This window comes from Bacillus sp. FSL W7-1582 (assembly GCF_038593325.1).
Lineage (GTDB): Bacteria > Bacillota > Bacilli > Bacillales > Bacillaceae > Bacillus > Bacillus altitudinis.
Window position 1 is genome coordinate 866,610 of record NZ_CP151987.1, and the last position, 14,191, is coordinate 880,800.

Consider the following 14,191-nt stretch of genomic DNA (forward strand, 5'->3'; position numbering starts at 1 on the left):
GCGGTGAAAGCTGTTTGTTTGCTTATTGTATGAAGCGAGCAGGAATGCTCATTCCAGTACTGATCGGAATGACCTTAGTTGTATTTTCTATTATTCGGTTTATCCCTGGAAATCCGGCGCAGGTCATCTTAGGACAGCGGGCAACGAAAGAAGCAGTAGAGCAATTGACGATTCAGCTTGGTTTAGACCAGCCGTGGTACGTACAATATGGTCACTACATGCTGGGGCTTTTAAAAGGCGATCTAGGGACTTCCATACGAACAGGAGCGGCTATTGCCCAGGAAATGAAGCCTTACTTATTCGCTACATTAGAATTGACTTTCTTCGCTATGTTGCTGGCGATTATTGTCGGTGTGAATGCCGGAATCATTAGTGCGTGGTTTAAACATTCTTTCTTTGATTATGTGGCCATGTTTATTGCGCTCATTGGGGTGTCCATGCCGATTTTCTGGTTAGGCTTAATGGGACAGTGGCTATTCTCGATTGAATTAGGTATTTTGCCGACTACAGGACGAGAAAACGTCAGAAATCCGGTAGAGTCGATCACCTATATTCATACGCTGGACACGCTTTTGCAAGGACGATTTGATCAATTCTTTGACAGCATCAAGCATTTAATTTTACCAAGTACCGCTCTCGCAACGATTCCTGCTGCGATTATTGCAAGGATTACGAGGGCAAGTATGCTGGAAGTTCTTCATTCAGATTTTATTCGAACAGCAAAAGCAAAAGGGGTACGTTCATTTTTTATCATTTATCAGCATGGGCTGAAAAATGCGCTCATTCCGATTTTAACGATTATTGGTCTTCAAACAGGTCTCTTGCTAGGCGGAGCCATTCTAACAGAAACGATCTTTGCTTGGCCGGGAATTGGGCGATATATTTACGATGCCATTAGCTATCGTGATTATCCTGTCATTCAAACTGGCATTCTTGTTGTTGCGCTCATATTTGTGCTGATCAATTTCATTGTGGATATCTTGTATGCAGTCATTGATCCGAGGATTAAATACTAGAGAAGGGAGAGTGACGACATGGAAGCGCAAAAAGAGCTTCAAGCACCTAAACAAAAGGAAGAACGCTCTCAATCACTGATTCTTGAATCGATGAAACTGTTCTTTCAGCACAAGCTGGCGGTCATTGGCACTGTGATTGTCTTTTTATTTCTGATCCTAGCAATCTTTGCACCGCTCATTGCTCCTTATGGAATCAACGAGCAGTCACTAGGCGAACGATTTAGTGCCCCTTCAGCTGCGCATTGGTTTGGTACGGATGATTTCGGGAGAGACATATTTTCTAGAGTTGTGTATGGAGCTCGGATTTCATTATGGGTGGGTTTCTTCTCCGTTCTCGGGTCGGTTATTTTAGGAACATTGCTTGGATTGATGGCAGGTTACGGCGGTAGATTACTGGATGCTGTCATCTCAAGACTATTTGATATTTTACTCGCTTTTCCTAGCATTCTATTAGCGATTGCGATCGTTTCCATCTTAGGCCCTTCCTTACAAAATGCCCTTATTGCCATAGCGATTATTAACGTCCCGACATTTGGCCGGCTCGTCCGTTCAAAGGTGCTGAGCATTAAGCAAGAAGAATACGTCTTAGCAGCAAAGGCAGTCGGGATGTCACATTGCCGCATCGTTCTTCGTCACATTCTACCAAATAGTATGGTGCCGGTGATCGTTCAGGCGACGCTTGCGATTGGTACAGCCATTATCGAAGCGGCGGCCTTGGGGTTTTTAGGATTAGGTGCACAAGCGCCAAGTCCAGAGTGGGGGAAAATGCTTGCCGATGCGAGACCTTATCTCGTACAAGCGCCATGGACTTTATTTTTCCCGGGGATTGCGATCATGCTGACGGTTCTTGGCTTTAACTTGATGGGAGATGGATTAAGAGACACCCTTGATCCTAAAATGAAGAAAATAAAATAAGACCGATTCCAAGAATCGGTCACAGCGTGTAGACAAACCCCGCATTCTTTGTCAGTCCTGCGTGCTGGTGCTCACGAATATGGCATTCGCTCCGTTCCAGTACTCGCCCTTCCTTGATTTCAAGGGTTTTCAACTACGCTGAAAAGAAGACAAAGGGCTAAAATAAAGATCATTTTAGCCCTTTGTCAAAAATGTAAGCCCGATTCTTAGAATCGGGCTTTTGTATTTAAGCTTCTTTTTCTTCTGTCTCAATCTCACTATCTTTTGGGTGATATGTTTGGAAGCTTGTAATCAAAGTATCTAGATGCTCCAATTCATCACGGTATTCAATAATACTCGACATCACATTCAGCATATTGTAATCCAGCAAGTCGTTTTCTTGATTTTGCTGGTGCTGAATAAATGATTTCGTTAATGCTTCAAGACGAAGAGAGCATTCATTTTGGAAGTCATCGTCCTGCGGTTTCATTTTTCCAACAAATTTCATTAAGGTACGTTCATGCCAATAAAGTAAATAATCAATCTCATCTGTTAAGCTCTCTCTGAAATGCTCTGGCATCAAATGAATTTCATTTTCTAACTTATGAAGCTTTTTCAGCAAGTACAGTGCTCGATTAGACGTCATGATTGCCTGTCTGAATAAAACAAGCTTTCTAGATTTGACATAGGTCGTTTTCTTTAAATAGCTTCGTTCTTCTTTGTATAACAAGTAAATGTGATCTAATTTGATCATACGTTCTTTTATTTGATCGATGTCATCCTTTAAAGTGGAATGATCAGTTGACTGTCTGGAGCTTAGACGGATCCATTTTAAAATCTCCTCCGTATTTTCCATAATGTGATGAACAAGCTTTGTTTCATACTTTGGCGGCAGGAAAATCAAATTCACTAAAAATGAAGAAAGTACGCCTAACACCACAGTTGCTGTTCGAATTAAGGCAAAGGAAAGGAAATGATCCCCTGCACTTTCTAAAATCGCAATGACGGTTACGAGTGCAATCGGAATCGTGTGTTCAATCTTCAGCTTTAAATTAATCGCAATGACCATGACGGCAGTTAAGCCGATGATGACTGGTCCTGTGCCAAAAAGCAGACCGAACGTAATGGCAAGTGCTGCTCCAATAATATTGGCTTGCACTTGATCAACAATCGTTAAAAATGATCGATAAATAGATGGCTGGATAGCAAATACAGCTGCAATTCCCGCGAAGACGGGTGTCGGCAACCCAAGCCATGTTGCCAGGTAAAGCGCGAGTACAATGGCAATACCAGTTTTTAAAATACGGGCTCCAAGTTTCATTGGTTTTGTCCCTGCATTCCTTTCTTTTCGATAATAGATGACCACTTGTCATATATCATAAATATTTTGATGAAACAACTAAGTAATATACAGCGGTCTTCCGAAATATTCAAGTGATTTTTGAAAGTTCATGAAAACATCAAAAGAAGGTATTGAGAAAAAATGTAACAGATTCACTCGCTTTTGACAATCAAGAGCTGGTAAATAAAAAAACAGACGCATGAATTTACGTCTGTTTTTCTCTTCATTATGATTGTTTCAGCTGTTCAAACGCGTGATCTACTGCTTTGAGCGTTTCAGAAATATCATTTTCAGTATGTGCAATGGTTAAGAACCAAGCTTCATATTTAGAAGGAGCGAGGTTAATACCTTGTGCGAGCATGAATTTAAAGAAACGGGCGAACATTTCACCATCCGTATTTTCAGCCTGCTCGTAGTTCACAATCATTTCCTTTGTAAAATAAATGGTGAGAGCACCTTTTAAGCGATTCACTGTAATATCTACTTGATGTTTTTTTGCGAGGGCTAAAATTCCCTCTTCTAACATGGCCCCGAGCTGATCCAGACGTTCGTAGACTCCGTCTTCTTTTAACACTTCCAAGCATGCAATACCAGAAAGGATGGAGGCGGGATTTCCTGCCATCGTACCAGCTTGGTAGGCTGGTCCAAGCGGGGCGACTTGCTCCATAATTTCTTTTTTGCCGCCGTAAGCGCCGATTGGAAGACCGCCGCCGATAATTTTACCTAATGCAGTGAGGTCAGGTTTTACTTGAAGCAAGTCCTGTGCACCACCATACATAAAGCGGAAAGCTGTAATGACTTCATCATAAATGACTAGAGCCCCTTTTTCATGAGTCAGGTCATTAACCTGCTGCAGGAAACCGTCTTTAGGCTCTACGATGCCAAAGTTTCCGACAATGGGCTCAACAAGAACAGCTGCTACTTCATCACCCCAGCGGTCTAATGCTTCTTTGTAGTTGTCTATATCGTTGAATGGAACGGTAATGACTTCATTTGCAATACTTTTAGGCACGCCCGCTGAATCTGGTGTTCCTAAAGTGGAAGGTCCAGAGCCAGCCGCAACTAGCACAAGATCAGAATGACCGTGGTAACATCCGGCAAACTTAATGATCTTTGTTCTACCTGTATAAGCGCGAGCGACACGGATTGTCGTCATCACAGCTTCTGTACCTGAATTGACAAAACGAACTTTATCCAAAGCAGGCATCGCTTCCTTCAGCATCTTAGCAAAAGTGACTTCATGCTTCGTTGGTGTTCCGTAAAGGACACCCGTCTCGGCTGCTTTCGTGATGGCTTTTGTAATATGAGGATGAGCATGTCCCGTAATAATTGGACCATATGCTGCCAAATAGTCGATATAACGGTTTCCGTCAACATCCCAAAAATAAGCGCCTTCGCCTTTTTCCATTGCAACAGGTGACCCGCCGCCCACTGCTTTATATGAACGAGATGGGCTGTTAACCCCTCCAACAATATGCTCCAGCGCCTCTTGATGTAATTTTTCTGATTCGGTGAATTTCATAAATAGCCTCCTATCTCAACGTATCACGTCGTCTATCATTATTTTAACATGCCGATGCAAGCGTCCTTAGTTGAATATCTTCTCGAAATTGGATAGGCTAATGAAAAAATAGGTTGGAGGGATTGTATCATGACAATCGAAGTGGGGCAGCAAGTACCTGATATTGAATTACTCGGTGATAATGGAGAGAAAGTAAAGCTCTCTGATTTTAAAGGGAAACACATTGTCCTTTATTTTTATCCAAAAGATATGACGCCGGGGTGCACAACGGAAGCTTGTGATTTCCGTGACCGCCATCAAAGCTTTGCGGAATTAGATGCTGTGATCATCGGCGTAAGCCCAGACGGTCAAGACAAGCACCAAAAGTTTAAAGAAAAACATGACTTACCTTTCCTGCTTCTTGTAGATGACGAACAAAAATTGTCTGAAGCTTTCGGTGTATGGAAGCTGAAAAAGAACTTTGGTAAGGAATACATGGGAATTGAACGCTCAACGTTTCTTATTAATAAAGAAGGAAAGCTTGTGAAAGAGTGGCGTAAAGTAAAGGTGAAAGATCATGTGGAAGAAGCGCTTGAGGAACTGAAAGCTCACGCTTAATATGTTGACGTGATGAGATCGGCAGTCGTGCCGGTCTTTTTTGTATAGAAGAATAGGTAAAAAAGAGGATTGTAATTGACAAAGTTTCGGCTCTGGGGGTACACTATTTATAAAGATTATAATATAAGAATATTTTTGAAAAGAGAGGTGCATGATGAAATGGCTGCTCACGAACTAAAAGACGCTTTAGATGCTCTAAAAGAAACCGGTGTTCGAATTACTCCGCAGCGCCATGCCATCTTGGAGTTTCTCGTAAATTCTATGACACACCCAACCGCGGACGATATATATAAGGCACTTGAAGGAAAATTTCCTAATATGAGTGTAGCAACGGTTTACAACAATTTACGAGTCTTCCGGGAATCTGGATTAGTAAAAGAGTTAACGTATGGGGATTCCTCAAGCCGATTTGATTTTGCGACATCTGACCATTACCATGCGATTTGTGAAAATTGCGGAAAGATCGTTGACTTTCACTATCCTGGCCTTGATGAAGTAGAACAGCTTGCATCCCATGTGACAGGCTTTACAGTAAGTCATCATCGCTTGGAGATCTATGGCACTTGTCAAGAATGTGCAAAAAAAGAAAATCATTAATGAAAAAGCTGACCAGTTGAATGGTCAGCTTATTTTTATGACTTTTTTCGATTGTAGGATTCATCAAACTCTTTGCCTTCTAATGCTGGATCGAGTGTAAGTGGCTCTCTGCAATGCATGCACATGTCCACCCGCCCAAGCACTTTTGTTTCCTTCTCGCAGCCTGGACATACGACCCGGACTGCCTTCGTAGAAAGCATACCGATCCAAAAGTAAACGGCTGTACTCAATCCAATCGATAACACGCCGAGTAGCATAAAGAAGGTCGACAGCCAGACCGATTCCTTGAAGAACACACCGATATACATGATCAAAAAACCAACAAAAACCAAACTAAGTGCAAATGTTCTGATTTTATTAATCTTACTGGAGTATTTCGCCATCCCTAGTCCCCCTTATCTCCAATATAGCACATTTTACCTTTCTGTTTGAATTAGTTATAGAGTTTTGTGAATAAATTGCTTATAATGATTCAACGATCTTTTTTCATGTATTGAAGGAATTTTGATTCTATGAGGAGAAATACATAGCATTAGAGAAGAACCTTACACCCGAGTATTGGAGGAATCACTATGGAAAATCTTCTCCGTCCTATTTATCAAGAGAGAGCAAGTCATCCAGATACATTAGCTGTGATTATAGTAGAAAGAAGACATAAAGTATCTTCTGAGACGGATAACTTTGATGCAGCGCTTCTAGTCATCGTAAAGGATGCGGAAGAACCGTTATTTATTAAGCACTATGAATCCGGTCACCAAACAGCTTCTTTAAATGTTGTCACAGATGATCAGTTGAAGGAATGGATTACCTTAGGTACCAACAGACGGATTATTGATTGGATTTTAAACGGAAAAGTCCTGTTTGATCGAAATGAATATATTTTCAACTTGATTGATGAACTGAGTACATTCCCGTTTTCTAACCGTAAGCTCAAAATTGGTTTAGAATATGGCAAGCTCATTCGCAGATATATAGAAGGAAAAGCATTTTTTGAATCAAATCAATTCCTCGATGCATATAATTCCATTGTGCATGCCCTGCATCATCTGGCGCGTATTGAAGTGATTGATAAAGGCTTCCACCCAGAAGTGACCGTTTGGAACCAAGTACGTCATATGGAGCCGGAAGTATATAAACTTTATTCAGAGTTGATTGAAAGCCACGAAAGTCTTCATAAGCGGTTAGAACTTTTATTCCTAGCGAATGATTTCTTGATTCATTCAAAAGCAGAAATTGGTGCGGCTCATTTGCGTCATGTCATGGAACAGCAGGATATTTGGCTGTTTGGCGAGCTTCTTGCACATCCTGATCTCAAACATTTCACACCTGATCTTAGTGTGATGATTGATTTCTTTGTGGAAAAAGGAATTGTGCTAGTAGAGCCAATTGAGACGAAGGGGCAAAAAATCTATCATCGAGGATATTTTGTTAAAAAAGATATTGACGTATGAATATTATGATGGTATATTATTAAACGTCGCTAATGAGCAACTGAGTTGCTTTGAAAGAAAAGCGGACAAAAAGAAATTCAGAAAAACACTTGACGCACACGGTGCTCAAATGTTATATTAAGAAAGTCGCCTCTGAGCGATAACGAAGATGATCTTTGAAAACTAAACAAGACAAAACGTACCTGTTAATTCGAGTTTTTATAAAAAAATCCTATGATACATCATAGGTAGTCAGTCAAACGCTGACGAGGCAGGAAATGATCACATGCTAAGTTCGCTACATCGTGTAGCAACGCATGTGTGATATGCATCCTGCATACCTCGGAGAGTTTGATCCTGGCTCAGGACGAACGCTGGCGGCGTGCCTAATACATGCAAGTCGAGCGGACAGAAGGGAGCTTGCTCCCGGATGTTAGCGGCGGACGGGTGAGTAACACGTGGGTAACCTGCCTGTAAGACTGGGATAACTCCGGGAAACCGGAGCTAATACCGGATAGTTCCTTGAACCGCATGGTTCAAGGATGAAAGACGGTTTCGGCTGTCACTTACAGATGGACCCGCGGCGCATTAGCTAGTTGGTGAGGTAACGGCTCACCAAGGCGACGATGCGTAGCCGACCTGAGAGGGTGATCGGCCACACTGGGACTGAGACACGGCCCAGACTCCTACGGGAGGCAGCAGTAGGGAATCTTCCGCAATGGACGAAAGTCTGACGGAGCAACGCCGCGTGAGTGATGAAGGTTTTCGGATCGTAAAGCTCTGTTGTTAGGGAAGAACAAGTGCAAGAGTAACTGCTTGCACCTTGACGGTACCTAACCAGAAAGCCACGGCTAACTACGTGCCAGCAGCCGCGGTAATACGTAGGTGGCAAGCGTTGTCCGGAATTATTGGGCGTAAAGGGCTCGCAGGCGGTTTCTTAAGTCTGATGTGAAAGCCCCCGGCTCAACCGGGGAGGGTCATTGGAAACTGGGAAACTTGAGTGCAGAAGAGGAGAGTGGAATTCCACGTGTAGCGGTGAAATGCGTAGAGATGTGGAGGAACACCAGTGGCGAAGGCGACTCTCTGGTCTGTAACTGACGCTGAGGAGCGAAAGCGTGGGGAGCGAACAGGATTAGATACCCTGGTAGTCCACGCCGTAAACGATGAGTGCTAAGTGTTAGGGGGTTTCCGCCCCTTAGTGCTGCAGCTAACGCATTAAGCACTCCGCCTGGGGAGTACGGTCGCAAGACTGAAACTCAAAGGAATTGACGGGGGCCCGCACAAGCGGTGGAGCATGTGGTTTAATTCGAAGCAACGCGAAGAACCTTACCAGGTCTTGACATCCTCTGACAACCCTAGAGATAGGGCTTTCCCTTCGGGGACAGAGTGACAGGTGGTGCATGGTTGTCGTCAGCTCGTGTCGTGAGATGTTGGGTTAAGTCCCGCAACGAGCGCAACCCTTGATCTTAGTTGCCAGCATTCAGTTGGGCACTCTAAGGTGACTGCCGGTGACAAACCGGAGGAAGGTGGGGATGACGTCAAATCATCATGCCCCTTATGACCTGGGCTACACACGTGCTACAATGGACAGAACAAAGGGCTGCGAGACCGCAAGGTTTAGCCAATCCCACAAATCTGTTCTCAGTTCGGATCGCAGTCTGCAACTCGACTGCGTGAAGCTGGAATCGCTAGTAATCGCGGATCAGCATGCCGCGGTGAATACGTTCCCGGGCCTTGTACACACCGCCCGTCACACCACGAGAGTTTGCAACACCCGAAGTCGGTGAGGTAACCTTTATGGAGCCAGCCGCCGAAGGTGGGGCAGATGATTGGGGTGAAGTCGTAACAAGGTAGCCGTATCGGAAGGTGCGGCTGGATCACCTCCTTTCTAAGGATATATGGAGCAGCGTACGTTTTTCGTCTTGTTTAGTTTTGAAGGATCATTCCTTCAAACATGTCTCTAGCGAGACAGGATTGTTCTTTGAAAACTAGATAACAATAAGTAATACATTCACATTGAATGCAATGCAAAGTTCATCACACATAGTGATTCTTTCTAAAGTAAGAAATGGTTAAGTTAGAAAGGGCGCACGGTGGATGCCTTGGCACTAGGAGCCGATGAAGGACGGGACGAACACCGATATGCTTCGGGGAGCTGTAAGCAAGCTTTGATCCGGAGATTTCCGAATGGGGAAACCCACTGCTCGTAATGGAGTAGTATCCATACTTGAATACATAGAGTATGAGAAGGCATACCCGGGGAACTGAAACATCTAAGTACCCGGAGGAAGAGAAAGCAAATGCGATTCCCTGAGTAGCGGCGAGCGAAACGGGAACAGCCCAAACCAAGAGGCTTGCCTCTTGGGGTTGTAGGACACTCTATACGGAGTTACAAAGGAACGATATAAGCGAAGAGGTCTGGAAAGGCCCGCCAAAGAAGGTAACAGCCCTGTAACTGAAATGTTGTTCTCTCCAGAGTGGATCCTGAGTACGGCGGAACACGTGAAATTCCGTCGGAATCCGGGAGGACCATCTCCCAAGGCTAAATACTCCCTAGTGACCGATAGTGAACCAGTACCGTGAGGGAAAGGTGAAAAGCACCCCGGAAGGGGAGTGAAATAGATCCTGAAACCGTGTGCCTACAAGTAGTCAGAGCCCGTTAACGGGTGATGGCGTGCCTTTTGTAGAATGAACCGGCGAGTTACGATCCCGTGCAAGGTTAAGCAGAAGATGCGGAGCCGCAGCGAAAGCGAGTCTGAATAGGGCGCATGAGTACGTGGTCGTAGACCCGAAACCAGGTGATCTACCCATGTCCAGGGTGAAGTTCAGGTAACACTGAATGGAGGCCCGAACCCACGCACGTTGAAAAGTGCGGGGATGAGGTGTGGGTAGGGGTGAAATGCCAATCGAACCTGGAGATAGCTGGTTCTCTCCGAAATAGCTTTAGGGCTAGCCTCAAGGTAAGAGTCTCGGAGGTAGAGCACTGATTGGACTAGGGGCCCCTACCGGGTTACCGAATTCAGTCAAACTCCGAATGCCGATGACTTATCCTTGGGAGTCAGACTGCGAGTGATAAGATCCGTAGTCGAAAGGGAAACAGCCCAGACCGCCAGCTAAGGTCCCAAAGTATACGTTAAGTGGAAAAGGATGTGGAGTTGCTTAGACAACCAGGATGTTGGCTTAGAAGCAGCCACCATTTAAAGAGTGCGTAATAGCTCACTGGTCGAGTGACTCTGCGCCGAAAATGTACCGGGGCTAAACGTATCACCGAAGCTGCGGACTGTTCTTACGAACAGTGGTAGGAGAGCGTTCTAAGTGCAGTGAAGTCAGACCGGAAGGACTGGTGGAGCGCTTAGAAGTGAGAATGCCGGTATGAGTAGCGAAAGACGGGTGAGAATCCCGTCCACCGAATGCCTAAGGTTTCCTGAGGAAGGCTCGTCCGCTCAGGGTTAGTCGGGACCTAAGCCGAGGCCGAAAGGCGTAGGCGATGGACAACAGGTTGATATTCCTGTACCACCTCCTCACCATTTGAGCAATGGGGGGACGCAGGAGGATAGGGTAAGCGCGGTATTGGATATCCGCGTCCAAGCAGTTAGGCTGGGAAATAGGCAAATCCGTTTCCCGTGAAGGCTGAGCTGTGATGGCGAGCGAAATTTAGTAGCGAAGTTCCTGATTCCACACTGCCAAGAAAAGCCTCTAGCGAGGTGAGAGGTGCCCGTACCGCAAACCGACACAGGTAGGCGAGGAGAGAATCCTAAGGTGATCGAGAGAACTCTCGTTAAGGAACTCGGCAAAATGACCCCGTAACTTCGGGAGAAGGGGTGCTTCTTAGGGTGTTAAAGCCCCGAGAAGCCGCAGTGAATAGGCCCAGGCGACTGTTTAGCAAAAACACAGGTCTCTGCGAAGCCGTAAGGCGAAGTATAGGGGCTGACGCCTGCCCGGTGCTGGAAGGTTAAGAGGAGCGCTTAGCGTAAGCGAAGGTGCGAATTGAAGCCCCAGTAAACGGCGGCCGTAACTATAACGGTCCTAAGGTAGCGAAATTCCTTGTCGGGTAAGTTCCGACCCGCACGAAAGGCGCAACGATCTGGGCACTGTCTCAACGAGAGACTCGGTGAAATTATAGTACCTGTGAAGATGCAGGTTACCCGCGACAGGACGGAAAGACCCCGTGGAGCTTTACTGCAGCCTGATATTGAATGTTGGTACAGCTTGTACAGGATAGGTAGGAGCCTTGGAAACCGGAGCGCTAGCTTCGGTGGAGGCATCGGTGGGATACTACCCTGGCTGTATTGACCTTCTAACCCGCTGCCCTTATCGGGCAGGGAGACAGTGTCAGGTGGGCAGTTTGACTGGGGCGGTCGCCTCCTAAAATGTAACGGAGGCGCCCAAAGGTTCCCTCAGAATGGTTGGAAATCATTCGCAGAGTGTAAAGGCACAAGGGAGCTTGACTGCGAGACCTACAAGTCGAGCAGGGACGAAAGTCGGGCTTAGTGATCCGGTGGTTCCGCATGGAAGGGCCATCGCTCAACGGATAAAAGCTACCCCGGGGATAACAGGCTTATCTCCCCCAAGAGTCCACATCGACGGGGAGGTTTGGCACCTCGATGTCGGCTCATCGCATCCTGGGGCTGTAGTCGGTCCCAAGGGTTGGGCTGTTCGCCCATTAAAGCGGTACGCGAGCTGGGTTCAGAACGTCGTGAGACAGTTCGGTCCCTATCCGTCGCGGGCGCAGGAAATTTGAGAGGAGCTGTCCTTAGTACGAGAGGACCGGGATGGACGCACCGCTGGTGTACCAGTTGTTCTGCCAAGGGCATCGCTGGGTAGCTATGTGCGGACGGGATAAGTGCTGAAAGCATCTAAGCATGAAGCCCCCCTCAAGATGAGATTTCCCATTCCGCAAGGAAGTAAGATCCCTGAAAGATGATCAGGTTGATAGGTCTGAGGTGGAAGCGTGGTGACACGTGGAGCTGACAGATACTAATAGATCGAGGACTTAACCTATATTCTAATGTGAAAAATGAACATTGTTATCTAGTTTTGAGAGAACATTTTTCAAAAATCTCTTGATTTATTTGTAATACATAGTATAATATCTTTTGTCACTAAATTGTCTGGTGATGATGGCGAAGAGGTCACACCCGTTCCCATACCGAACACGGAAGTTAAGCTCTTCAGCGCCGATGGTAGTTGGGGGTTTCCCCCTGTGAGAGTAGGACATCGCCAGGCTTTCTTCATTCCGCAGTAGCTCAGTGGTAGAGCTATCGGCTGTTAACCGATCGGTCGTAGGTTCGAATCCTACCTGCGGAGCCAATTTGGAGAGCTGTCCGAGTGGCCGAAGGAGCACGATTGGAAATCGTGTAGGCGGTAACCCCGTCTCAAGGGTTCGAATCCCTTGCTCTCCGCCACAATTTACATAATAAAGGGCCCGTTGGTCAAGCGGTTAAGACACCGCCCTTTCACGGCGGTAACACGGGTTCGAATCCCGTACGGGTCACCATTTTTATAGAAATACATACCAGCATTTTATTCGGAGGATTAGCTCAGCTGGGAGAGCATCTGCCTTACAAGCAGAGGGTCGGCGGTTCGAGCCCGTCATCCTCCACCATATCTTTTATATCGTCGCGGGGTGGAGCAGTTCGGTAGCTCGTCGGGCTCATAACCCGAAGGTCGCAGGTTCAAATCCTGCCCCCGCAACCAAATTTATCTTTATTGGTCCGGTAGTTCAGTTGGTTAGAATGCCTGCCTGTCACGCAGGAGGTCGCGGGTTCGAGTCCCGTCCGGACCGCCATTTTTTAAAAAGAATACTTGGCTCGGTAGCTCAGTTGGTAGAGCAACGGACTGAAAATCCGTGTGTCGGCGGTTCGATTCCGTCCCGAGCCACCACTATTTGCCGGTGTAGCTCAATTGGTAGAGCAACTGACTTGTAATCAGTAGGTTGGGGGTTCAAGTCCTCTTGCCGGCACTGTTTTTCAAATGTGGAGGGGTAGCGAAGTGGCTAAACGCGGCGGACTGTAAATCCGCTCCCTCCGGGTTCGGCGGTTCGAATCCGCCCCCCTCCACCATTTTTATTTTCATAGGGGCATAGTTTAACGGTAGAACAGAGGTCTCCAAAACCTCCGGTGTGGGTTCGATTCCTACTGCCCCTGCCAATTATATGATTCATAACATCTATGGCGGTTGTGGCGAAGTGGTTAACGCACCAGATTGTGGCTCTGGCACTCGTGGGTTCGATTCCCATCAATCGCCCCATTTTATTATTGGGCTATAGCCAAGCGGTAAGGCAACGGACTTTGACTCCGTCATGCGTTGGTTCGAATCCAGCTAGCCCAGTTGATATGCGGAAGTAGTTCAGTGGTAGAACACCACCTTGCCAAGGTGGGGGTCGCGGGTTCGAATCCCGTCTTCCGCTCCAATTATGGCGGCATAGCCAAGTGGTAAGGCAGAGGTCTGCAAAACCTTTATCCCCGGTTCAAATCCGGGTGTCGCCTTTTTTGAAAAGACTGCCGGGGTGGTGGAATTGGCAGACACACAGGACTTAAAATCCTGCGGTAGGTGACTACCGTGCCGGTTCAAGTCCGGCCCTCGGCACCATTTTTTATTTATTATAAGTTGCGCTCTTTAATGATCATGCCGGTGTGGCGGAATTGGCAGACGCGCACGACTCAAAATCGTGTTCCTCACGGAGTGCCGGTTCGACCCCGGCCACCGGTATCTAGTTTAAGATATTCTTTATTATCGTCAATTACAGAAGAATTAAGGAATATTAACGTTTAAAACGTCTTTCTACAAATTG

The 14,191-nt window shown here is 46.2% G+C and carries 8 protein-coding genes, 16 tRNA genes and 3 rRNA genes; 24 read left to right on the forward strand and 3 right to left on the reverse strand.

All coding sequences use genetic code 11. The features are described from left to right. The first annotated feature begins 14 nt into the window (after positions 1-14). The gene (locus tag NSQ11_RS04335; RefSeq protein WP_007496737.1) at positions 15-1,016 is read left to right on the forward strand and encodes an ABC transporter permease; all 1,002 of its coding nucleotides are present in this window, start codon (positions 15-17) and stop codon (positions 1,014-1,016) included. Positions 1,017-1,034: 18 nt separating this feature from the next. Next, positions 1,035-1,931 carry an ABC transporter permease gene (locus NSQ11_RS04340; RefSeq protein ID WP_025206979.1) on the forward strand — a complete coding sequence of 299 codons (897 nt, stop codon included), beginning with the start codon at positions 1,035-1,037 and terminating at the stop codon, positions 1,929-1,931. 226 nt (positions 1,932-2,157) lie between these two features. Here the strand turns inward: NSQ11_RS04340 and NSQ11_RS04345 are convergent, their stop codons facing one another. Both NSQ11_RS04345 and NSQ11_RS04350 read right to left on the reverse strand, forming a co-directional pair. Then, positions 2,158-3,231, reverse strand: a complete 1,074-nt coding sequence (locus NSQ11_RS04345) for an aromatic acid exporter family protein (protein ID WP_025206980.1) — start codon at positions 3,229-3,231, stop codon at positions 2,158-2,160. A 247-nt stretch (positions 3,232-3,478) separates the two neighbouring features. Beyond that, positions 3,479-4,774 (reverse strand): glutamate-1-semialdehyde 2,1-aminomutase, encoded by a 1,296-nt coding sequence (locus tag NSQ11_RS04350; protein WP_282900542.1) that lies wholly within the window; start codon positions 4,772-4,774, stop codon positions 3,479-3,481. 129 nt (positions 4,775-4,903) lie between these two features. Here NSQ11_RS04350 and bcp point away from each other — a divergent pair, with 129 nt between their 5' ends. Both bcp and perR read left to right on the forward strand, forming a co-directional pair. Continuing rightward, entirely contained in the window at positions 4,904-5,371 is a 468-nt protein-coding gene (bcp, locus tag NSQ11_RS04355; RefSeq protein ID WP_007496746.1) for a thioredoxin-dependent thiol peroxidase, read from the forward strand. 159 nt (positions 5,372-5,530) lie between these two features. Beyond that, the gene (perR, locus tag NSQ11_RS04360; RefSeq protein WP_003217782.1) at positions 5,531-5,968 is read left to right on the forward strand and encodes a peroxide-responsive transcriptional repressor PerR; all 438 of its coding nucleotides are present in this window, start codon (positions 5,531-5,533) and stop codon (positions 5,966-5,968) included. Between the two features lie 35 nt (positions 5,969-6,003). On the opposite strand, the gene NSQ11_RS04365 is transcribed toward perR, so the two are convergent. Continuing rightward, positions 6,004-6,351, reverse strand: a complete 348-nt coding sequence (locus NSQ11_RS04365; protein ID WP_007496750.1) for a YgzB family protein — start codon at positions 6,349-6,351, stop codon at positions 6,004-6,006. Between the two features lie 189 nt (positions 6,352-6,540). On the opposite strand from NSQ11_RS04365, the gene NSQ11_RS04370 reads away from it, so the two are divergent. The 20 genes from NSQ11_RS04370 (at position 6,541) to NSQ11_RS04465 (ending at position 14,109) form a co-directional block, all read left to right on the forward strand. Then, positions 6,541-7,419 (forward strand): nucleotidyltransferase-like protein, encoded by an 879-nt coding sequence (locus NSQ11_RS04370; protein WP_079919190.1) that lies wholly within the window; start codon positions 6,541-6,543, stop codon positions 7,417-7,419. 318 nt (positions 7,420-7,737) lie between these two features. Further along, positions 7,738-9,286 (forward strand): 16S ribosomal RNA (locus NSQ11_RS04375). 182 nt (positions 9,287-9,468) lie between these two features. Beyond that, positions 9,469-12,399: ribosomal RNA gene (locus NSQ11_RS04380) — 23S ribosomal RNA — on the forward strand. A gap of 109 nt (positions 12,400-12,508) precedes the next feature. Continuing rightward, positions 12,509-12,624 (forward strand): 5S ribosomal RNA (gene rrf, locus NSQ11_RS04385). The 16S, 23S and 5S rRNA genes sit together here with 16 tRNA genes alongside, the layout of an rRNA operon. A 9-nt stretch (positions 12,625-12,633) precedes the next feature. Beyond that, positions 12,634-12,708, forward strand: a tRNA-Asn gene (locus NSQ11_RS04390). A 4-nt stretch (positions 12,709-12,712) separates the two neighbouring features. Beyond that, a tRNA-Ser gene (locus tag NSQ11_RS04395) sits at positions 12,713-12,803 on the forward strand. Positions 12,804-12,820: 17 nt separating this feature from the next. Beyond that, positions 12,821-12,895, forward strand: a tRNA-Glu gene (locus NSQ11_RS04400). A gap of 32 nt (positions 12,896-12,927) precedes the next feature. Next, positions 12,928-13,003: transfer RNA gene (locus tag NSQ11_RS04405), tRNA-Val, on the forward strand. Positions 13,004-13,018: 15 nt separating this feature from the next. Then, a tRNA-Met gene (locus NSQ11_RS04410) sits at positions 13,019-13,095 on the forward strand. Positions 13,096-13,109: 14 nt separating this feature from the next. Next, positions 13,110-13,186, forward strand: a tRNA-Asp gene (locus NSQ11_RS04415). Between the two features lie 19 nt (positions 13,187-13,205). After that, a tRNA-Phe gene (locus NSQ11_RS04420) sits at positions 13,206-13,281 on the forward strand. A 6-nt stretch (positions 13,282-13,287) separates the two neighbouring features. Continuing rightward, a tRNA-Thr gene (locus tag NSQ11_RS04425) sits at positions 13,288-13,360 on the forward strand. Between the two features lie 15 nt (positions 13,361-13,375). Continuing rightward, positions 13,376-13,460 (forward strand) — tRNA-Tyr (locus tag NSQ11_RS04430). A 13-nt stretch (positions 13,461-13,473) separates the two neighbouring features. Then, positions 13,474-13,547, forward strand: a tRNA-Trp gene (locus NSQ11_RS04435). A 24-nt stretch (positions 13,548-13,571) separates the two neighbouring features. Further along, positions 13,572-13,647 (forward strand) — tRNA-His (locus tag NSQ11_RS04440). A gap of 9 nt (positions 13,648-13,656) precedes the next feature. Further along, positions 13,657-13,728 (forward strand) — tRNA-Gln (locus NSQ11_RS04445). A 7-nt stretch (positions 13,729-13,735) separates the two neighbouring features. Continuing rightward, positions 13,736-13,810: transfer RNA gene (locus NSQ11_RS04450), tRNA-Gly, on the forward strand. Positions 13,811-13,815: 5 nt separating this feature from the next. After that, positions 13,816-13,886 (forward strand) — tRNA-Cys (locus tag NSQ11_RS04455). Positions 13,887-13,900: 14 nt separating this feature from the next. Continuing rightward, a tRNA-Leu gene (locus NSQ11_RS04460) sits at positions 13,901-13,989 on the forward strand. A gap of 38 nt (positions 13,990-14,027) precedes the next feature. Then, positions 14,028-14,109 (forward strand) — tRNA-Leu (locus NSQ11_RS04465). The last annotated feature ends 82 nt before the right edge of the window (positions 14,110-14,191 follow it).

Bases quoted from the DNA above. Each gene is read 5' to 3' on its own strand.
- bcp (WP_007496746.1), top strand. From the start codon at position 4,904: ATGACAATCGAAGTGGGGCAGCAAGTACCTGATATTGAATTACTCGGT.
- NSQ11_RS04345 (WP_025206980.1), bottom strand. From the start codon at position 3,231: ATGAAACTTGGAGCCCGTATTTTAAAAACTGGTATTGCCATTGTACTC.
- NSQ11_RS04350 (WP_282900542.1), bottom strand. From the start codon at position 4,774: ATGAAATTCACCGAATCAGAAAAATTACATCAAGAGGCGCTGGAGCAT.
- NSQ11_RS04365 (WP_007496750.1), bottom strand. From the start codon at position 6,351: ATGGCGAAATACTCCAGTAAGATTAATAAAATCAGAACATTTGCACTT.
- NSQ11_RS04340 (WP_025206979.1), top strand. From the start codon at position 1,035: ATGGAAGCGCAAAAAGAGCTTCAAGCACCTAAACAAAAGGAAGAACGC.
- perR (WP_003217782.1), top strand. From the start codon at position 5,531: ATGGCTGCTCACGAACTAAAAGACGCTTTAGATGCTCTAAAAGAAACC.
- NSQ11_RS04370 (WP_079919190.1), top strand. From the start codon at position 6,541: ATGGAAAATCTTCTCCGTCCTATTTATCAAGAGAGAGCAAGTCATCCA.